The sequence below is a fragment of the Companilactobacillus pabuli genome (assembly GCF_014058425.1).
In the GTDB taxonomy this organism is placed as follows: Bacteria; Bacillota; Bacilli; order Lactobacillales; family Lactobacillaceae; genus Companilactobacillus; species Companilactobacillus pabuli.
Window position 1 is genome coordinate 1,919,598 of the sequence record NZ_CP049366.1, and the last position, 21,393, is coordinate 1,940,990.

The 21,393-nt window shown below is 35.8% G+C and carries 18 protein-coding genes; 6 read left to right on the plus strand and 12 right to left on the minus strand.

Translation table 11 applies throughout. The annotated features are described in order from the left end of the window. Nucleotides 1-22: 22 nt before the first annotated feature. The 11 genes from G6534_RS09360 to G6534_RS09410 all read right to left on the minus strand — a co-directional run bounded on the left by G6534_RS09360 (nucleotide 23) and on the right by G6534_RS09410 (nucleotide 11,493). Complete coding sequence (locus G6534_RS09360) at nucleotides 23-511, minus strand: PTS sugar transporter subunit IIB (RefSeq protein ID WP_059075041.1); 489 nt, start codon at nucleotides 509-511, stop codon at nucleotides 23-25. 33 nt (nucleotides 512-544) lie between these two features. Next, nucleotides 545-1,261, minus strand: a complete 717-nt coding sequence (locus G6534_RS09365; protein ID WP_059075042.1) for a GntR family transcriptional regulator — start codon at nucleotides 1,259-1,261, stop codon at nucleotides 545-547. A gap of 345 nt (nucleotides 1,262-1,606) precedes the next feature. Then, nucleotides 1,607-1,981, minus strand: coding sequence for a RidA family protein (locus G6534_RS09370; RefSeq protein ID WP_059075043.1), 375 nt, complete (start codon nucleotides 1,979-1,981; stop codon nucleotides 1,607-1,609). 18 nt (nucleotides 1,982-1,999) lie between these two features. Continuing rightward, nucleotides 2,000-2,473 (minus strand): PTS sugar transporter subunit IIA, encoded by a 474-nt coding sequence (locus tag G6534_RS09375; protein WP_059075044.1) that lies wholly within the window; start codon nucleotides 2,471-2,473, stop codon nucleotides 2,000-2,002. A 12-nt stretch (nucleotides 2,474-2,485) separates the two neighbouring features. Continuing rightward, nucleotides 2,486-3,682: a MalY/PatB family protein gene (locus G6534_RS09380; protein WP_238788888.1), complete on the minus strand. Its 1,197-nt coding sequence runs from the start codon at nucleotides 3,680-3,682 to the stop codon at nucleotides 2,486-2,488. 15 nt (nucleotides 3,683-3,697) lie between these two features. Further along, on the minus strand, nucleotides 3,698-5,179 hold the full coding sequence (locus tag G6534_RS09385) for a PTS transporter subunit EIIC (RefSeq protein ID WP_082666985.1): 1,482 nt from the start codon (nucleotides 5,177-5,179) through the stop codon (nucleotides 3,698-3,700). A gap of 189 nt (nucleotides 5,180-5,368) precedes the next feature. Then, nucleotides 5,369-6,229: a PRD domain-containing protein gene (locus tag G6534_RS09390; RefSeq protein WP_059075046.1), complete on the minus strand. Its 861-nt coding sequence runs from the start codon at nucleotides 6,227-6,229 to the stop codon at nucleotides 5,369-5,371. Between the two features lie 316 nt (nucleotides 6,230-6,545). Next, the gene (locus G6534_RS09395) at nucleotides 6,546-7,454 is read right to left on the minus strand and encodes an L-lactate dehydrogenase (protein WP_059075047.1); all 909 of its coding nucleotides are present in this window, start codon (nucleotides 7,452-7,454) and stop codon (nucleotides 6,546-6,548) included. A 104-nt stretch (nucleotides 7,455-7,558) separates the two neighbouring features. Further along, complete coding sequence (locus G6534_RS09400; RefSeq protein WP_059075048.1) at nucleotides 7,559-8,728, minus strand: RNA-guided endonuclease TnpB family protein; 1,170 nt, start codon at nucleotides 8,726-8,728, stop codon at nucleotides 7,559-7,561. Between the two features lie 286 nt (nucleotides 8,729-9,014). Then, nucleotides 9,015-9,926: an L-lactate dehydrogenase gene (locus G6534_RS09405; protein WP_059075049.1), complete on the minus strand. Its 912-nt coding sequence runs from the start codon at nucleotides 9,924-9,926 to the stop codon at nucleotides 9,015-9,017. Between the two features lie 511 nt (nucleotides 9,927-10,437). Beyond that, complete coding sequence (locus G6534_RS09410; protein ID WP_059075253.1) at nucleotides 10,438-11,493, minus strand: D-alanine--D-alanine ligase family protein; 1,056 nt, start codon at nucleotides 11,491-11,493, stop codon at nucleotides 10,438-10,440. 170 nt (nucleotides 11,494-11,663) lie between these two features. On the opposite strand from G6534_RS09410, the gene G6534_RS09415 reads away from it, so the two are divergent. Continuing rightward, nucleotides 11,664-12,608: a DUF1002 domain-containing protein gene (locus tag G6534_RS09415; RefSeq protein ID WP_059075254.1), complete on the plus strand. Its 945-nt coding sequence runs from the start codon at nucleotides 11,664-11,666 to the stop codon at nucleotides 12,606-12,608. 408 nt (nucleotides 12,609-13,016) lie between these two features. Beyond that, nucleotides 13,017-15,746: an HAD-IC family P-type ATPase gene (locus G6534_RS09420; RefSeq protein ID WP_182082632.1), complete on the plus strand. Its 2,730-nt coding sequence runs from the start codon at nucleotides 13,017-13,019 to the stop codon at nucleotides 15,744-15,746. Nucleotides 15,747-15,813: 67 nt separating this feature from the next. Here G6534_RS09420 and G6534_RS09425 read toward each other — a convergent pair whose 3' ends face one another. Further along, nucleotides 15,814-16,506, minus strand: coding sequence for a ribonuclease H family protein (locus G6534_RS09425; protein WP_182082633.1), 693 nt, complete (start codon nucleotides 16,504-16,506; stop codon nucleotides 15,814-15,816). A 69-nt stretch (nucleotides 16,507-16,575) separates the two neighbouring features. Here G6534_RS09425 and G6534_RS09430 point away from each other — a divergent pair, with 69 nt between their 5' ends. The 4 genes from G6534_RS09430 to G6534_RS09445 are packed head-to-tail and all read left to right on the plus strand — an operon-like array spanning nucleotide 16,576 to nucleotide 21,302. Further along, on the plus strand, nucleotides 16,576-17,331 hold the full coding sequence (locus G6534_RS09430; RefSeq protein WP_182082634.1) for an alpha/beta hydrolase: 756 nt from the start codon (nucleotides 16,576-16,578) through the stop codon (nucleotides 17,329-17,331). 40 nt (nucleotides 17,332-17,371) lie between these two features. Then, complete coding sequence (locus G6534_RS09435; RefSeq protein ID WP_182082635.1) at nucleotides 17,372-20,131, plus strand: YhgE/Pip domain-containing protein; 2,760 nt, start codon at nucleotides 17,372-17,374, stop codon at nucleotides 20,129-20,131. A 20-nt stretch (nucleotides 20,132-20,151) separates the two neighbouring features. Continuing rightward, the gene (locus tag G6534_RS09440) at nucleotides 20,152-20,598 is read left to right on the plus strand and encodes a hypothetical protein (protein ID WP_182082636.1); all 447 of its coding nucleotides are present in this window, start codon (nucleotides 20,152-20,154) and stop codon (nucleotides 20,596-20,598) included. Nucleotides 20,599-20,603: 5 nt separating this feature from the next. Next, nucleotides 20,604-21,302 (plus strand): zinc metallopeptidase, encoded by a 699-nt coding sequence (locus tag G6534_RS09445; protein WP_059074967.1) that lies wholly within the window; start codon nucleotides 20,604-20,606, stop codon nucleotides 21,300-21,302. The last annotated feature ends 91 nt before the right edge of the window (nucleotides 21,303-21,393 follow it).

A 21,393-nucleotide genomic window follows, 5' to 3' on the forward strand; every position in this document is an offset into this window, starting at 1 on the left:
TGTTTTTTCCCCCAATTAATGACTATTTTTTGTAATCTTTTAAGATACCTGCGAAGTCTTTGGCATCGTCATTTGGAACCATTTGAGCAGTAATCTTAACCCCTGCATCTAAAATTTTATGGAATGCATCGTAATCTTCGTCTGTTACATTGATTGATTGTGTTAAGTGTTGTGTATTGTCCTTTTGAGACATGTTACCAACATTGATAGTGTCGAACTTAACGCCTTCTTCAATCATTTGGACTAATGTTTCAGGTTTCTTAACAACAAGGAACACTCTTTGTGATTCATACTTGCCGGCTAAGATATTTGCTGAAGATTTCTTTGTTCCTAAAATACTGAGGTTAACTCCGGCTGGTTTAGCTAATTTAAGGGCAGTTTTTTGAATGTCGTTCTTTATAATATCGTTATCAACTACCATGATTCTTGAAGCTTGTAATTTAGTTGTCCATAAATTAGCAACTTGTCCGTGAATTAATCTTTCATCGATTCTTACTGCAATAATACCCATATCTTTATACCTCCAAATATTAACTACTCTTCCTTAGGATTTGTTACTGATATCGTGTCTGATGTGATATGCAAATTGATCACTTCTTGCAACACTCAAAGTAAACTCAATAATTTGATTGTGCGGATTATACGTTTGTCGTCTGAGATTCAAGCACGGTGTACCTTCTTTGATTTTCAAATATTTACTATCATTTGCACTAGTAATGCCAGCTAGAAAATATTCATCAGCGTAGTACACTTGTTCATTAAATTCTTCTGCGAAAACTGAATACAATGAGCGATTGGATAACATCGATTCAGTCATTAAACTGAAGTGTTCAGCCGGTAAGTAAGTTCTTTCCAACATTACCGGAATCCCGTCGGCAAATCGAAGTCGCTTTAACTTAATGATTTGACTGCCCACTTCAGTTTCCAAATTCTTAGCGAAGTATGCGTTGGCCTCCTTCCTCTCAAAACTAAGAATCTTGGTTTGTGGTTTTTTCCCCAGTGAAATCATTTGCTTATTGAAACTATAACTACTATTCAAATCACTATTCAGATCAACTCTATTAACAAAAGTGCCTTTACCATGAACTCGACGAATCATTCCAGTAACTTCTAATTCCATCAGAGCGGCTCTGACAGTTGTTCTAGATAATTCGTACTTTTCTGCTAATTCCCTTTCGGAAGGTAATTTGGCATTGGCTGGTAAAGTCTGAATGTAATTAGTCAGCAAGTTGATTAACTGTTCTTGAAGAGTAATTTTCATACGAATCCAATCCTTTCTGGTATCAACCACAAGACCATTGTATCCGGTTACATTTTATAAAACAATAACTGGGATAGACCAGTTTCAAGGTGGTTTATCTTGGAAAATCAGCGGTATCAATGGTTTTTGTGGTGAAAAAATAAAGTGGTACTTTTTTTGGTACCACTTACATAAGATACCACTGGTAAAACTGGTCTGACCAATTTTTCATTTGTATATGCATTCTTTCATAATGTATTCAATAACGACTGAATTAACTGTAATAACAGGAATACAAAAAAATAACGTAGCGTTATGGCTACGTTATTCTAGTGTGAATTTTATCTATTTTTTAAAAATTATTCTTTATTTTATCTCTGCTACCATTTCAATCTCAATCAAAGCATCCATTGGTAACTTGGATATTTCAATGGCAGTTCTTGCAGGATAACTATCATTAAAGTAATTCTGATATATCTTATTGAAAGTTTGGAAGTTATTCATATTAGATAAGTAAACGGTTGCTTTCAAAACATGATCTAAATCACTATCGGCTGTTTCCAAAATACTAGCTAAGTTATCCATAACTTGTTTAGATTGATTAGAAATTCCTTCTACTACTTTGTTAGTCTTTGGATCTAAACCAATTTGCCCAGAAGTAAATATGAGATTGTTAAATTGTGTTGCATGAATGTATGGTCCAATTGCATCTGGTGCTTGGTTTGAGATTATTCTTTGCATTTTTTTGCCTTTCTCAACTTAAAATTCAGTTACTAGTTCTCCAGTATTCACATCTCTTGAAGAAATATCTGGATCAAATGATATATCGTTGTTATTTGGAACAACTAATATCACCATATCGTCCTTTCCTTTTTCCTTAATCATATTTCTATCCATTTTTACTAATTCATCTCCGGCAGACACTTTTTGTCCTTGTTGTACCAATACATCAAATGGTTCTCCGTTAAGTTCAACTGTGTCTATACCCAAATGTAATAGTATTTCTAATCCATTATTGGATGTTATTGAAATAGCATGTTTAGTTGGAAATATATTAGTTATTTCTCCAGCGATTGGAGATACCACTGTATCAGAATTTGGTTTAACCGCAAATCCATCTCCCATAACTTTAGTTGAGAACACTTCATCAGAAACATCTTCAATTTTTATTAGTGTTCCATCGATTGGTGCCATCAGTTGATTTTGCTTTTTCTTTTTAAATATATTAAACATTTTCTCAACACCTTATTTAGTTAGTTTCATTCGAGCCCATTCTTTAGCCATGCGGTCCATAGACTCTTTAATAATTGCTTTGGAAGTTCCTAAATTAAATCTAAGAAAATCGTCTGCATTAGCAACATAATCATCACCAATACCGATAACGACCCCTGCATTCAAAGCCATATTCTTTGCAATGGTGTGCATATCAAACCCAGATTCTGAAACATCGACCCATGGTAGGTAGGACGATTCCATTTTCATCATCTTCCATTCAGGAAAATCTCTTTTAAGTCTCGCTTCAAAAAGCTCTAAATTCTCTTTAATATATGACTCACACTGTACGAGCCACTCACCACAATCGTTATATGCAGTAATCATAGCAATTTGTCCAGGTACATTAGGGGAAGTAACTGAATTCCGTTGATATTGTTTCCTCAAGGCTTCTCTTAAATTTTTATTAGGGATAATTGAATATGATAATTTAAGACCACCTAGATTAAATGCCTTATTTGGAGAAGTGAACATAACTAGATTTTGAAGGTATTTTTCTGGTAGTTGTAATGCTGAAACAAATTTTCCTTCCATGATATGCTCTGAATGGACTTCATCACTAACCATCACTACATTATTATCAAGACATAACTGAGCAATTTTAAGTAATTCATCATAACTCCAAATTCTTCCACTCGGATTATGCGGCGAACAAAACATCATGATTTTAGGTTTCTTAGTTTTCATTTTTTGCTCTAACTTTTCAAAGTCAAGGTAATAGTTATCATCCTTTATTATCAAAGGTACCGTAATAACTTTACGATCATTATGTTCAGCCGCATATGCGAACGGCCCATAAACTGGTGTATTCATAATTATAGAATCATCTGGTTGGGTAAGTGTCTGAACTAAACAATGCATATTAGGAACAGTCCCATACCCCAATGTAATCCATTCCTTCTGAACCTTATTACCATGCTTCTTCTCTTGCCAATCAATAACACTTTGATACCATTTATCAGTTGAATATGTATATCCATAAGCACCATTCTCAGACATATTTTCTAAAGCATTTCTAATCTCAGGAGCGGCCTTGAAATCCATATCAGCAATCCACAATGGAATAAAATCTTCTGAAATACCTGGGAATTTACTGTTTACAATATTTTTATCCCATTTTCTAGCATTATCAATGGTTCTATCAGCAATAGTATCGAAATCATACTTCAAAATAAGTCATCCTTTCTATATTCCCATTTCTTTCTCTAGTCCATCTTTAACACTTTGAACCTGAGCACCATACACAACTTGAACGGCCTTATCTGCCTTTACTACGGCTAAAGCTCCCGATTGTTTTAGTTTATCTTCATCAATCTTACTTGGATCATTTAACATAAGTCTTAATCTAGTAACACAATTATCTAATGAAGTAATATTGGCTGCTCCACCTAATGCACCTAGAATAACTTTTGGATCATAAATACCGTTACCTTTAGTCATTACGGCTGCTCCATCGTCTTCTCTCCCTGGAGTCTTAACATTTTTCTTCAAGATATACCAACGGAATACGAAGAAGTAGATTGCAAACCAAATCAACCCAACGGGAATTAATAGCCACCATCTTGAACCCGGTTGTAGCCATCCAAATAGAATCCAGTCAATAACACCACCATCAGTATTACCCATTCTAGCGCCGAGTAAAGCCATAACTGATAGGGACAAACCTTGCATAATTGTATGGAATACATAAAGAATTGGTGATACGAATAAGAATAGATACTCAGTTGGTTCTGAAATCCCTGAAACAAATCCAACTAATGCTGCAGAAATTAAAATACCTTTGATACGATCTCTGTTCTTGGATTTAGCAGTGAAATAAATTGCTAAACAAATTGCAGGTAGCCCGAACATAAATGTAGGCATGAACCCTTGTGATAAGAAGGCTGTAGCTTTTGGTGAAATAGGAACACCAGCATTTAATTCTGCATAGAAAACATTAAGTGCACCATGAACTGTTTTACCGGCTACTACTGCAGTACCACCGGCATCTGTAAATCTAATCATAGCTAACAAAATATGGTGTAATCCCATTAACTTCAAAACAGCTAAAGCCACACCATATAAGAATGGTCCAAATATTCCTGCGTTTTGAATTACATGACCCAAACCAATAATCCAGCTTTGAATAGTTGGCCATACAAATGGGACTCCCAATCCAAGAATTGAACAAATAATTACACTAATGATAGGAATAAATCTAATACCGCCAAAGAAAGAAAATGCATCAGGTAACTTAATTTCTTGGTATCTTTCTAGCAGTGCATAAACAATCAAACCAACGAAGATACCACCAATAACCCCCATTTCAAGCGTTTGAATACCTAAAACATTAGCTTGACCAACGGCTTGCATTTTCGATGGGCTAGCTAGTTTATCTTGTTGTTGCAACATAAAGTTGATACCCATATTCAAGGCAATATATCCAGCAAAGGCAGATATTGCCCCAACACCTTTGTTCTTTTTAGCAAGTCCGAATGGAATTGCCATAGCAAACATTGCTGGTAAATAAGTAAATCCAAAACTACCCACGGTATTCATAAAACTAAAAATAGTAAATACTACTGGTATTTTAAAGAATGGTAATCTTTCCATCATCGCAGGAGCAGTAAAGGAACTACCTAATCCCACAAGAATTCCCATCGCTGCTAAAGTAGCAATTGGAAACATAAATGATTTACCTAGATCCTGAAAGAAACCATAGATTTCAGTTTTTCTACTAGTTTTTTCTACATTCGTAGCATTCTTCTTACTCAAAATCTTTTCCTCCTTTTTACTAATTGAAAGCAAAAAAGAAGACAATACCAAATAATCAATAATATTGATTACAAGGTATTGCCTACTTAAAGTTACAAACCACTATTTAAATAATCTTTTTATATGTAATGCTAGATAGAGTTTCTCAGATGTATCCAAAGTGAAATTCATTTCATTTTGAAAATAATTTACAACGATTTCTAGAACCTTTTTTAACTTACGATTTTTTCTAATCATTTCTCTATATAATTTTGCTTCGTAATCAGATAATTCATCATCTGTATTTTCAGTCCCCAATGACCATCTGACCAGTAAATATTTTAAATGGATTAGAAATCTATTGTAACTAACACTATTTTTATCAAGTCTTATTTTTGAAGAAACTAAATCGCTAATCTCCTCAATCCTCTGTAATAAAATTTCAGTTTTGATTACACCACTATCATCGTTATGGTTAATTTTGCTTTCAATCAAATGTATTGCAATAAATCCAGCTTCGTCATCCGGCATTTTCAAATTAGAAATCTCTTCAATATATTTCAAACCTGCTTTGGCTGCCCCATACTCTTTTTCGTAAAGGACCCGCAAATCATTTAAAAAGGGATTTCCAATGTAAATACCGTCTTTCATTCTTCCTACAGAAAAATAAATATGATCGGTTAAAGTAATTAATAGAAAATCATCATATTCATTGCCAGTGTACTCTTTTGCAATATCAATAATTTTGCTAGTGACTTTGAAATATTCATACGGCACTTTTTCTAACAGCTGATTAAATTGATCCATAAATTTCGAATTGTGACTGCTACTCTGCATCGTATAAACTTTGTCACTCTTTTGTAACTCATACGCCTGATTTTTCTTGTTGCTAAACCCTATACCTCTTCCCCAAATTAATTTTTCTGTATGGTTAGAATCCTCCGCCAAAAGCAAATTATTGTTCAAAATCTGCCTAATGTACATGGATTTCACACCACCAGTCTTTTTTGTAAACGCTTACGTTATGAACGATAGAGTAATAACGGCGTTATGTCAACTAATCATTTAGTTCGATTTTTTTATTTCTTTAATGGCATTTAATACCATGTATCTTTATACATTGACAATCATAGCTTTACAGCGAAAACCAGTTACATCTCCTAAAAATAAAAAGTTAATTATTTTTAAACAAATAAAGAATCATAGTTATAACGATTATAACGCCACAACGCTAACTATGATTCCCTCTTATATCCATTTTAACAATATTTTCAATTAACAAAATTTATTAATTTGTATATTACTCAGAAGTCTGTTCAGCTAATTTGCTTTTAATGAAATCAGCTGAATATTGCAATTTATCCAATTCTTCTTGTGGCAAGTCCAATTGAACTTGTTTGATGACACCTTTTCTTCCAATAATAGCTGGAAATGATAAGTAAGTTCCATATTCTTCACGATAATTAGAAACAGGCAATTCAATGTGAGCATCATTTAACACTGCCAAGGTCAACTTCACAGCTGCAGTTGAAATACCATAATTAGTATATTTCTTTCCACTAAAGACTGTGAAACCGCCCATTCTGATATCTTCATTCAATTTATCAAGATCAAGACCATCTTCTTGAGCCCAGTCTTTAATGGAACGATCCATTACTTTAACGGTGGACCAAGCCGTAAATTGTGAATTACCATGTTCGCCCAAATTGTATCCTTCAACGGATCTTTGATCGACGTCTAGAGCTGCTCCAACAGCACGTTTCATCCGAGCTGAATCCAACAAAGTGCCAGTTCCCATAACTTGATTCTTAGGCAAACCGGTGATTTTTTGATAAATCGAAACCATGACGTCGTTAGGATTGCTAATTACAACAATGCATCCATGGAATTTTGTTTGCTGAATCTTCTTTGCTACATCAGTCACGGCATCACTAGTGAATCCTAGTTCCGCAAAACGATCTGGTACTACTCGATCTTGTAACTTGATATTACCTACAGCCGAGATGATCACATCTGTATCATCCAATTGAGAGTAGTCATTCACGAAAATATTAGTATGGAACGGCAAATTAGCCATTGCATCTTCAAAATCCAACGCATCGGATTTTACTTTCTTTTCATTCTTATCAATCAAAACTAAATCATCGACGAAACCACTAGCTACGATATAATGCGCACAGGCAGCTCCTACATTACCAGTTCCGATGATTGCTACTTTTCTAGTCGTGAACTACATCGGCACTAAAGTACCGAGCTTCTAGGAACATTCCATACTTGCCAACTAGTATTTCAACCAGTTGGTAGAGGCTAGAATTATTTTACTAAGGCTTGTTCCAAGCCATTATTCAATATGTTTTTACTTGCATTGACATCACGATCATGATGAATACCACAACTAGGACAATCCCATTCTCTTATATCTAACCCATGTTTACCATCGTCGTAACCACAGTTGGCACAGATTTGACTAGTTTTGAATGGATTAACAACCAGAAGTTTCTTACCGTACCACTCACATTTGTACTCAAGCATTAATCTTAACGATCTCCATGATTGATTAGCGATAGCACGTGATAGGCTATGATTGCCAAGAAGATTTTTGGTTTTCAAATCTTCAATAACAATCAAATCATTATTTTCAACTAATTCACGAGTTATTTTATGAAGGTAGTCTTTTCGTTGATCAGCTATCTTCTCACTATATTTAGCTACCATGAGTTTAGCTTTCATATAATTTGAATATTGTCCTAAAGACTTTGGATCAATTAGTCCAAATTTCTTTTTATACTGGATATCTTTTAGAGCTTGCGTACGTCGTCTAGCTAATCGTTTTTCCCAATAGTGTTTCTTTTTAGCTAATTTTTTATCGAAACGAACAGTCCTGTATTTATTTCCATCTGAACAGATCACTAGGTCACAAACACCCATATCAAGACCGACAGACCTGTTTGTCTTTGGTAATTTAGTAATATCTTCACCAACCGTAAGAATGGCGTAATATTTGTTAGTTGATGATTTACGAATAGTCACGTACTTGATTACACTAGGAATTGATTTTTTGTTCTTATATTTCATTACTCCAAGTTTGGGTAATTTGATATAAGAATCATCAATGATTTCAACATTGTTATTAACAAATTTAGATTGATAACTTTGTTTTGGATATTTCTTACTTTTGAATCGTGGAAACTTACGCTTTTTACTAAAGAATCCTTTATAAGCTTCAAATAAATTTTTATTAGAAACTTGAAGACTAGTGCTTTCAGCTTTTTTTAGCCAAGTGTGTTCTTTTTTGAAAGTTGTTAAAATATAGTTCAAGTCGAATGCTTTTAAAGATTTCAAATCAGGATTATTTTCATGACGTTTGATCATCATGTCTAACATATTGTTCCAAACAAAACGATTAGCGCCAAAATTATATTCAATCAGTTCTTTCTGGTAACCATCTGGATATATACGTAGTTTGATACCTTTTAAGACCATATGAACCCTCCCCCATGATTTGGTATCGTAATTATATCACATAAGGGGAACATATGTTTGCGGAAGCACCTAAAATCGCATAACTCATTGATTCATCACGGCAATAAATTACCGTGTTTTCTCAATTAGCGATTTTTATAAAATCAGCCTCTCAATCTATTAAAGAATTTCTGTTTGTGACTGCCATTATACTCTAATTTCATTAAAATAAAGTTAATAATATAAAATAATTAAATTTTGGCATAAAAAAAGCCACTCTCTTTCGAGAATGACTAAATTAAGAAACTTATTTAAGATTTTTCTTGATGTAATCAGCTGAGTATTGCAACTTATCCAATTCTTCTTGTGGTAAGTCTAATTGTAATTGTTTCAAAATACCTTCACGTCCTACAATTGCTGGATATGATAAGTAAACTCCGTATTCTTCACGGAAGTTAGACACTGGTAATTCAATGCGAGCATCATTCAAAATAGCCAATGACAATCTGACAGCAGCCGTTGAAATACCATAATTAGTGTAACCTTTACCATCAAAGACCGTGAAACCACCCATACGAACATCTTCATTGATCTTATCTAGGTCAAGACCGTCATCTTTAGCAAGTTTCAAAATTGGTTGGTCCATCACTTTAACTGTTGACCAAGCTGTAAATTGAGAATTACCATGTTCACCCAAGTTATAGCCAGAAACTGATCTTGGGTCGACTTTGAAGGCTTTACCAACGGCACGCTTCATACGAGCTGAATCTAGCAAAGTACCGGTTCCGATAACGCGTTCCTTAGGGAAATCTAGCACTTGTTGATACAACGAAGTCATAACATCATTAGGATTACTAATTACGACCATGATGCCGTGGAACTTTGTTTGTTTGATCTTGGCAGCAACTTCTTTAACATCGTCACCAGTTGGTTTCAATTCTCCAAAACGGTTAGGATGGTCGCCACCGATCAACTTAATGTGACCTACAGCTGAGATAATTACGTCAGCGTCATCTAATTGTGAATAGTCATTTACAAAAATATTAGTGTGGTAAGGAAGATTTGCCATTGCATCTTCAAAATCTAACGCATCAGCTTTGACCTTCTTTTCGTTTTTGTCGATCAAAACTAAATCATCCACAAATCCTCCGGCAACGATATAGTGAGCACAGGCTGCACCAACGTTACCCATTCCAATGATTCCAATTTTTCTTGTCATAAAAACATTCCTCACAGTCAATATTTTAGTTCTTTCTGAACTTCAGTTAATGTAATATTCCGTCCTCCATAGCAAAGAAAATTTGGCTGGAACGTAGTGGGCACGATTTTAAGCTTTTGCATAAACCAAGTGCGCAAAATCTCAAAATTCGGCCTTATTCTAAGCAACAAGTTGCTAAGAATAATTTCACTACTGAGCCAATTTTCTTTGCTATTCCGGACTAGATAGTGGTTCTGTTTTTAGTTTCAATAAACAATAAATGACGTTATCTAGTCAGGAGTGACGGCTAAGTGAAAGGTCAAGCTTTAAGACAGTTCCTAGTTCTGGAATTGTCTTAAAGTTGTGCCCTGTACGTTCTAGCGTCCACAAAGCTGAACAGACGACGGAATTTTAACCAAAATTCAAATAAAACCATATTTTCAATGGTTACGCTTTTATTATAACTGTTCCTTAAGTTTGTTTTGATTAGAAAAAAAGCCACTTTCTTAGAAGAAAATGGCTTTTTTAGAAATTATTTTTTATTTTCGTAATACTTCATTTTGCTCTTAATGATTCTTTCGCAAAGATCAGCGTATGAAATTCCGGCTGCTTCTGCCTCTCTTGGCATCAATGATAATGGTGTCATACCTGGCAAAGTGTTAGCTTCCATGACGTACAATTGACCATCACGTAATAAGAAGTCGACACGACCGTAGTTGCTCATCCCTAGAGCTTCGAAGGTCTTCTTAGTCAAAGCTTGCATCTTAATGTGTGTTTCATCATCCAAGTTATTTGGTGGTGTAATGAAATGTGTTACATTGTTTTCTTGGAATTTGTGTTGGAAATCATACCAACCTGTATCAACTGTAATTTCAACAGCTGGTAGAACCAAACCATCAACAATAGCAACTGAGAATTCGCGACCTTGAATGTACTCTTCAATCAAGACTTCTGTATCGAATCTCAAAGCATCAGCAACTGATTCTCTTAATTCAGTCGCATTTTTAACGATGTGTGTACCGACACTTGAACCACCATTAGAAGGTTTAACAACCATTGGATAGTTGAATGGAATATCTTCTGACAAAATCTTAGCAGTCTTAGTAGTTACATACTTAGCTGTTGGGATATTGCCTTGAACAAAAATTTCTTTAGAATATTTCTTATCCATAGCTAGACCAGAAGCTAAAGTACCACTTCCCGTATATCTAATATCAAAGACATCGAAAACAGCTTGCATCTTACCATTTTCTCCATCTTCACCGTGAAGTCCCATGTAGACAATATCGGCGTGTTGACAAATCTTCAAAACGTTTCTACCTAGAAGACCACGAGTTCCATCGGTACGAAGTGCATTGATCTTTTCGTCAGTTAAGACTTCATCATCAATAATCAATTTACTTTCACTTTCTGGTTCAGTTGTGAAAAGATCATCAATCTTATCTTCTTCGATATCCTTACCTAAAAATGAATCAACGTATGCGACTTCATAACCTTTGCTACGTAGTGCGTTGGTGATTTTAACTCCGGAAGATAAAGAAACATTTCTTTCTGTACTTCTTCCGCCTGAAAGAACGACAATTTTCATTGTGTTTCACCTAATCCTTATACATTTATTTAAGCGTAATCCTAGAACTTACAGAATAGCACAATTTATTTTAAAAAACCATTTCAAAATACAAGTTTTTAAAAAAATTGGCCATCTTCTCGAATTTTTCACACATATCTGGTTTAATTGGGACTAAGGAGGACTTTACTGTGAAAAAGTTAAATATTATTTTATTGAGTTTAGTATCTGTAATTACTTTGGGAATCTTCACCGCTCAAAGTGTTAAGGCTGATAGTTTAAGTGATCAACCGGTAATGACTTTGGGAACATCTCTAACGAGCGACCAACGTCAAGGTACTATCAACGCTTTATCTTCACAGATCAGCGACAGTAATTACAAAACAATTACTGTCAATGGCGATACTTTAGTTAAATACTTAAATCCAAGTGGTAGTTCTTTTACTAGTAGTTCAGGCGTTTGGTCTTCAGCCTTGATTCAAAAAACTTCATCTGGCTCTGGTATCAACGTCAAAATTGTCGACTATAATGGTAAAAACAATATCACTACTATTACTGCCGACCAATATCGTAACGCCGCAGTTACTGCTGGTATCAGTGATGCCAACATTTACGTAACTTCAGCTACTCCAATCGATGGTTCTGGTGCTTTAGCTGGTATCTACGCCGCTTACGCCAACAGTGGTGATAACTTAAATCAAAGCCAAGTTAACGCTGCTCAAAAAGAAATGAACGTTTTAAGTGGTATTACTGATGCTAACAAAGGAACCGACGGATATTCCGATAAGCAATTAAACAATGCTGTTGCCGGAATCAAATCCGATATGGCCCAAAAGGGCGACAACATCACGGTCAACCAAATCACCACGATCGTAAATAACAACTTGCAAAAGAATAACCTTCAAAACATCATCAATGACAATCAAAAACAACAAATCATCAACTTGATGGTTCAAATTAGAAATTCTGGTGCTTTGAAGAATTCAAACTTCAAAGAGCAAGCTTCCAAATTAAGTAGCGATATCATGAGCAAAGCCAAAAATATTTTCAACAACCTTAATACAGAAGAAAATCGTAATTTCCTACAAAGAATCTGGGATAGCATTGTTTCCTTCTTCAGCGGTTTGTTCAATTAAACTAAAGACAAGAATAGCATTCGTATTACTAGAATAGGTTCTGAATGAATAGAACTACATTCTATATATGAATGCTATTTATTTTTCTATTAATATTTAAAGTTACTCTCTAGTCCGGAATAGCAAAGAAAATTGGCTCAGTAGTGAAGTTATTCTTAGCAACTTGTTGCTTAGAATAAGGCCGAGTTTTGAGATTTTGCGCACTTGGTTTATGCAAAAGCTCAAAATCGTGCCCACTACGTTCCAGCCAAATTTTCTTTGCTATGGAGGACGGCATATACTGACCTAACAAACAATAATTAGTGAAGGTGTTGTTTTTTTTAGCCTCAACCATATATAATCAAGTTAATATCATCTTATTAAAATGAGAGATAGATCAATATCTAAATAACTAGGAGGAATGACTACATGAAAGACGAAACTGTCTTTGATTCTACTTCATCCGAAAATTCCGATTCGGATCATGTCCCGATACAAAATTCTACAAAAACTTGGCAATTAACCAGTGAACAACTGGCTTCAAAATACCAAACGGATTTGGAGAAAGGTTTAACTAGTGCCGAAGTCAAGCGGCGCCTAGATCGTGATGGTAAAAACGAGCTAGAAACCAAGAAAACTTCCAAATTCATCCAATTCATTAAGCAGTTCAACAACAGTATCATCTATATTTTAGCTGCAGCTGCTATTATGACTTTCTTAATGCATCGTTATTCTGATTCAATCGTTATTGGATTAGTAATTATCGCTAATGCCATTATTGGATATGTCCAAGAAAGACAGGCTGGTAACGCTCTAGAAAAGATTCGTGAATTATTAGTTTCCAAAAACTTCATCTTCCGTGATGATGAAAAACTAGAAATCGATGCTCGTGACTTAGTTGTTGGTGACTTAGTCAACCTGGAAGCTGGAGATGCTGTCCCTGCTGATATGCGCTTGATTTCCGCTGATAACTTGAGTGTTCAAGAATCTGTTTTGACTGGTGAAACTAATCCCGTTGAAAAAATTGAAGAGGCCATCCCTGATGACAAACTTCCTTTAGCTGAAAGAAAGAACATGGTTTACGCCTCAACTGCTGTTACCAAGGGTTCTGGACTCGGAATCGTGGTTGCCACAGCCGGCGATACTGAAATTGGTCAAATTCAAGATTCAGTAGAAAACGTTAAAGAAAAACCAACCCCATTGATGCAAAACTTGAATTCATTAGGTTTTGGTTTATCCGTTGCTATTGTGATTGCAGCGGTAGTTCTATTCATTATTGGTTACTTTATCGACACTTATACCCTACCTACTTTGTTAATTTCTGTGATTACCATGGTCGTAGGTTCAATGCCTGAAGGATTGCCTGCTAGTACCTCAGTTGTTTTAGCCATGGGTACTCGTAAAATGACTAAGCGTAACGTTATCGTCAAATCCTTACCTGCTGTTGAAACTTTGGGTGCTGTTGATATCGTTAATACTGATAAAACTGGTACTTTAACTAAAAACGAAATGACTGTTCAAAAAGTTGTCACTCCAAATCACGTCTTCGATGTTACTGGTGTTGGTTACAATGCTGACGGTGGTGTTGATTTCGCTGGTGACTTAAAGCTCGGCGGTCAAACTTATGATTGGCAAAAAGATGAACACATGAGAGAACTAGTTCATATCGCTGGTCAAACGACTGATGCTCAGTTGCATTTTGAAAATAATCGTTGGGAATTAAACGGTGAACCAACTGACGGTGCCTTAACAACACTTTATCGTAAAATGACTGGTAAAGATCCTGAAGTTGACGAAATCGACTCACTGCCATTTGACTCAGCCTTTAGATTCTCCGCTCGTTTGGCGGACTTTGAAGGAAACAGAGTTTTAATGGTCAAAGGTTCCCCTTCAACTATCATGAACCTTTCTAAATCAGACACTGATAAAGACTATTGGAACAATCAAATGAAAAATTTAGCTTCTGATGGTTTACGAGTGGTCGCCTTAGCTTATCAAATTGTCGATGATAACTTAGAAGAAATCGATAAAGACAAAATTGGAGATTTAAACTTAGTTGGTTTAGTCGGTATCATCGACCCACCTCGTGAAGAAGCTAGAAAGTCAATTCACGAACTACGTATGGCTGGTATCAAGGTCAAAATGATTACTGGTGACCATCCTGATACAGCGATGGCAATTGCTAACAAACTAGATTTGGATTCAGTCGTTCGTGCTATCACAGGTCCTGAAATCGATGCTATGTCTGATGATGAATTGACTGCTAAAATCGATAATTACAACGTTTTTGCCAGAACTACACCAGCTAACAAATTAAGAATCGTCCGTGCTCAACAAGCTAACGGACACGTCGTTTCAATGACTGGTGATGGTGTCAACGATGCGCCTGCCTTGAAACAAGCTGACATTGGTGTCGCTATGGGTATCAAAGGTACCGAAGTTGCCAAAGAATCTGCCAATATGGTTCTAGCCGATGATGACTTTGCTGACATCGTAGTGGCTGTTCGTGAAGGTCGACACGTCTTCGATAACATTCGTAAGACAATTCGTTTCCTATTACCTACTAGTTTTGCTGAAGGTTTGATCGTGGTAATTAGTATCTTGCTTGGTCAAGATTTGCCACTTTATCCTGCTCAATTGCTTTGGATCAACATGGTTTCTGCCTTAACGATCCAATTCGCCTTTATTTTCGAACCACCAGAATCTGGAATCATGGCTCGTGGTCCTAGAAATGTCAAAGCTGGTCTACTGACGAAATTAGATACCTTCGAAATCGTCTACGTTTCAGCGCTGATTTCTGGACTAGGAATTTGGGCTTTTGATATGTTAACTCGTCAAGGATTGCCTGAAGTTGTCGGTAGTACGATGGCACTTAACATTATTATCTTCGGTAAAATTTTCTATCTCTTTAATCTAAGAAATAATTATCCAGTTATTTCTAAATACTTCTTCCAAAACAAGATGGCCTTTTACATCATTGGAATCTTGATCTTGCTACAAATGGGAATTATTTATCTACCATTCATGCAAGACATCTTCCACACAACCAATATCAATTTCTGGTACGGTTGGGGAATTCCAATTATCGCCGGATTTATTGTTCTGATCGTGACTGAAATCGGGAAATTTATCCGTGTACGTGTTTTGAGAAAAGCTTAGTTCTATTTTATTTAACCAAAATAATAGCCTTTTTAGATTGTAAAACTACATTCTAACAAGGCTATTTTTACATTTTATCCATAGTTTCGTTCAGCAATTCATCAACTCGATTATTTCCGACATTAGTTGCATGTCCTTTAGTCCACTCGAAAGTTTTTTTCGGAACGGTTGGCAATAACTGGTCTAGTTGTTTCCACAATTCAACATTTGCCAAAGCACTGCCATCAGCCTTTTTGAAGCCTCTTCTTTTCCAACCATTTAACCAATTTTTAGTAATGGCATTTAGGACATATTGAGAATCTAAGACAAATATCGCATTTTGTTGGTTGATTTTCAGGTCATTTAATCGAATAATACTCTGAATTAGGGCCATTATCTCCATGCGGTTATTAGTTGCACCTAACTCACCTGCGGTCCCTTCATATGTTTGGCCGTTATTACTGATATGATAAGCCCAAGCAGCTTTGTCGTCGGTTCTAACGTGGCCACCTTTAACATTGCCATGATTTCGTGATCCGCCATCTGTGTAGATCACTACGTCAAAATCATTAATATTTGATGTTTTAGTTACTTTTTTAGGAGAACTCTTCTTATTATTATTGTAGGAATCCGTTCCCGTTAAAAACTTCTCGGCTTCTACTCGACTTGTGAAACTTTTGTATCTAGCATTGGCAAAACCATCGACTTGTTTCTTGCATTCAGGCCATGTTAAATAGATGCCTGGCTTTTTTCCTTTTCTTACTGCATAATATTTTTGCAATTGTCATACCTCATTTGGTTAAAATTTCTCAATAATAATTATATAATAATATCTTGTTGGGGTGAATTTATGAAAAAGGGACAATGGCCGATACTCTACATCCACGGATTTCGTGGTGGAGACTATACGACACAAAAAATGATTGAATCAGCTTTGAAATGTAACGGTAAAAAATCAGACCAATTTCTCAAAGCTAATATTAACTGGCGTGGCAAAGTTACATATGAAGGAACTTGGACTGACGACGAACATCCAATTGTGCAAGTTGTCTTCCAAAACAAGTGGGTTGGCAGTAACCAAATGGAATATTGGTTAGTGAAACTCTTATTTGACTTACGCTTAAAGCATGAATTTACTACATATGACGCCATTGGACACTCTCTTGGAGCAGTCGCCTTAGTTCTAGTCAATCTAAGGGAAAAAATGCGTCCTTATATGCCACGACTCAAAAAACTAGTGCTCATTGCAGGACCTTTCAACGGAATTATTGGACTAGGTGATCTTCCCAACGTCAACCGAGTTCGTCCCAATGGTCGTCCTGCTTTCATGAGTCCTACATATTTTAGAATATTTATGAATAAAAACAATATTTCAGATGACCTACGAGTTTTAAATATTTTTGGAAACGTCGGTGACCATTCAAATAGTGATAAATACATTTCGGTTACTTCAGCCAAATCCATCTCATATATTCTCAAACCACGGGTAAAAGAATATAACGAATATTTAATTAAGGGGACTAATGCAGAACATTCAATGCTCCACGACGATTCTGAAATTTTAAAAACGGTTAATGGTTTCATTTACTATAATCCGTTACCATAACGTTATATAATTGCGTTGCGCCGTTTAGTTTTTAGGAGATTTGGAGGGGATTTCTATCAAAGCTTGGGAGCTATTCAGACTAGATATAAAGAGGACTTTACACTCAAAACCCGCCACTTTACTAATGTTGGCTATGATTATTTTGCCATGTTTGTACTGTTGGTTTAACGTTTGGGCGTTATGGGACCCATATTCAAACACCAGTGGACTAAAAGTTGCTGTTTATTCCGATGATCAAGCCGTCAAAGTTGAGGGACAAAAAATTGAAATCGGTGATCAATTAATCGACAACTTGAAGAAGAACCACAAATTAGGTTGGACTTTCGTTGATTCTAAGAAAGAACTTGACCAAGGTGTTAAAGATGGTTCTTATTACGCTGGTATTTATGTACCTAAGAAGTTCTCACGCGACATCATCAGTTTCTTATCAGGACACATTAAGAAGCCTACTTTGGTCTTCTCGGTCAACCAGAAAATCAATGCGATTGCCCCGAAATTGACAGAAACCGGGGCGACGACTTTACAAACGACTATTTCCAGTGAATTCATGGGAACTATTAGTAAAACTATTACGAAAGTTCTGAATAAATCTGGAGTCGATATTCAACACAATTTACCAATGTTGCGGCGTCTGTCTTCCCTATTAGTCACAACTGACGATAACTTGCCGGAACTACAAAACATCATGGATAAGGTCCAATACGCCAACACCATGGTGCCAAATTTAAATAATAAATTACAACAAGTCAACGATATGTATGGCTATTTGCCACTACTCAATCAGGATGCGCAAAAACTAACCAATATCAACAATATTTTGCCATTAGCTGATGCTGGTGGTACGGCTGTCAAAGACTTACAAACTAAAATCCCTGAAATTCAAAGTGCCGGTTCTCAAATCAATGAGATTGATGGTGACTTTGGCCAAATTTCTAAATTAATGGATACTAGTATCACTCAAGTCGAAAATGGTATTCAAGTCGTTAACAAAGTTCAAAACGTCATCCCCGATATTCAACAACTCGGAGAAGACGCTCAAAATGCTACTAACAAAGTTCAAAATGAATTAATTCCAAAAATTCAAAAAGCTCTACCTGTCATCAAATCAACTGTTGATACTGGTCTATCCATGATTTACAACATTGCTAAACAAATTAGCAATTCCTTGGAAAACGCCAATACCTTGATTGACAAAATCAAAAACGATCCAACTAATGAACAATTAAAAGAACAGCTCAAAACTGTCCTCGAAAATGTTGCTAGCGATGCGACACAATTAGCTCAAGTTAGTCGTCAAATTGCTTCATCATTGAGTGATTTACAAGACTTGTTCAACCGTTTAGCTCAAGACTTAGGCCACGATCAAATTACTATTTTTGACAAACCTATCAAACATCTAAACGACTTAGCTGCTCTAAATGAAACCCTAGCTGACAAGGCTAACGATATCATCAACAACTATCAAGATCTCGATACAACTCAACTACAAAACAAGCTTTCTGAGTTGCAAGCACAATCCGATAAGATTGCTAGTGGTGTTGCTGAAATCAAAGATCTCAATATTACCGATAGTGTTTCTGATACCATCACTAATATCAGTACTTTCTTAAAGGACGCTGGTTCAACTCTTAGTGATGTCAACAACAATATCATCCCTGCTATTCCAGGACTTTTGAACAATACACAAGGCGTTTTGAAAACAGCTTTGACTTACCTTCAAAAATACCAAAAGCAATTGCCAGCTGTTGGTAATGAAATTCATGATGCCAACCAATTGTTAAACGGTAACATGGGAAATATTGTGACAGGTATTAATTTAGCCAATGATTTTTATAATAATGACTATCCAACTTTGAAGAAGAAACTTTCTACAGCTACCTTCTTCGTGCAATATCAATTACCACAAATCGAAAATGAATTAACGACTACTCTAAATCTGGTCAATTCCAAAACTCCTGAACTAGAAAAAGCCTTATCTACTGCTAATGACTTTGCTCAAAACGATTGGCCACAGTTGAAGAAAGACGTTCACCATTCAGCTACCCTACTCAAAAAAGGTGAGAAAGACGTTGATTTGGGTGCTATTATCAAATTAATGAAGTCCGATGCTGAAAAGGAATCCGATTTCTTCGCTAACCCAGTTAAATTGAAACAAGACAATCTTTACGATGTGCCAAACTATGGTTCTGCCAGTGCGCCATTCTACCTAGCCTTGTGTATTTGGGTTGGTGCCTTGTTGCTATCCAGTGTCTTCACAGTTCACTTCAAGTTGAATGACCGTCAAAAGTATCGTTACAGCTTCAAACAAAGATTCAATGGCCGTTACTTGACCTTCGGATTCTTGAACCAACTACAAGCTATCTCGGCTGCTCTTGGTAATATTTTCATCTTGCATGCTTACACGAAACAAAAGATCTGGTTAATACTATTCTGTATGCTGGTAAGTTTCGTCTTCATTTCAATTCTTTACTCGCTCGTCCAAATGTTTGGAACGGTTGGTAAGGGATTAGGTATTATCATTCTGGTGCTATCAATTTCTGGTGCCGGTGGTAACTTCCCTGTTGTCCTTTCCGATGGATTCTTCAGAGTTATCAACCCATACTTGCCATTTACCTATGCGGTCAACCTGATTCGTGAAGCCGTCGGTGGAATTTATTGGCCTAACGCCACAAAAGATATTATTATATTGTTGGCATTTGGAATTGGTTTCTACTTGTTAGGACTTCTAACAACTGAGAAGTTGAAACCATTCATGCACAAACTTCACAAGAGTGCCAAGAAGAGTATGATCATCGAATAATTTTGATTAGAGGGAAATAAATGTCAGATATAAAAATGAAATCCTATCGACCTTTCATTACGAAAAGTTTCTTCTGGGATTTTCCAACACATTTCAATCTTAAAGAAGTCAGTCAATTTCTCGGCTTAGAAATCGATCCAACGACTAAGTATATTTCTGATAGTGCTAAAACTATCATGCGTAACGATGGAATTTACTGGTTATTGCAAAGAAAACATACTGAAAAAATCAGTGCTTTGATTTCTCTAAGCGACTTAGATTTGGACAACCAAAAAGCTGCCTTAATGGTTACTTTTAAAGATGTCACAGATGCTGAAAAGTCAGAAATTGCTCAAAGACTGTTAGTATTTTTGAAAGATCAAATTTCTCTTCAAACTATTGAAATCAATCAATTAGATCGTATTGTTCAAGAAAACTTCACAACTAATGGATATAATGTAACAAATAATACATTAAAGAGGAGTTAACTTATATGTACGGATATGGTTACGGTTTTGGTCCCAGCTATTTATTGATAATTATTGGTTTAGTTATCAGTTTGTGGGCATCATGGTACGTCAATCATAATTTCAAAAAATATGATCAATTCACCAGTCATCACGGAATCAGTGGTGCTGATGCTGCAAGGTTCATTTTGGACAATGCTGGGTTACAAAATATTCAAATCAACAAAGTCAGTGGTAATTTGACCGATAATTACAATCCTGGTAATAAAACTTTAAATCTTTCTGAATCAACTTATGATTCTACTTCGGTTGCGGCAATTGGGGTTGCTGCTCACGAATGTGGACATGCGATTCAAGATCAAACTAGTTACGTGCCTATGCGTGTGAGAGCTGCTTTAGTTCCTGCCGTTAATCTTGGTTCTAACGCTTCTATTCCTTTGATCATCGTTGGTGCCTTGTTAGGTATGAATCATACTTTGATCACAATCGGTATTTGGTTATTCGCCTTAGTTGTTTTATTCCAAGTAGTTACTTTGCCAGTTGAATTCAATGCTTCTGGTCGTGCTATTAAGATTTTGAGTTCAGGTGAAATGCTCGATAGCGATGAAGTTCCTATGGTTAAGAAAGTTCTTTTCTCAGCCGCTTTAACTTATGTCGCTGCTGCTATTTCAACTGCTCTACAACTACTACGTTTAATTATTATCTTCGGTGATAATCGTAATTAAAAAAAGCCTATTATTAGGCTTTTTTATTTTGTTTTAAAACTCTAAAAATTAGATTTTATGAGCATTTTGAAGTAAACTTTCTATTAAGAAT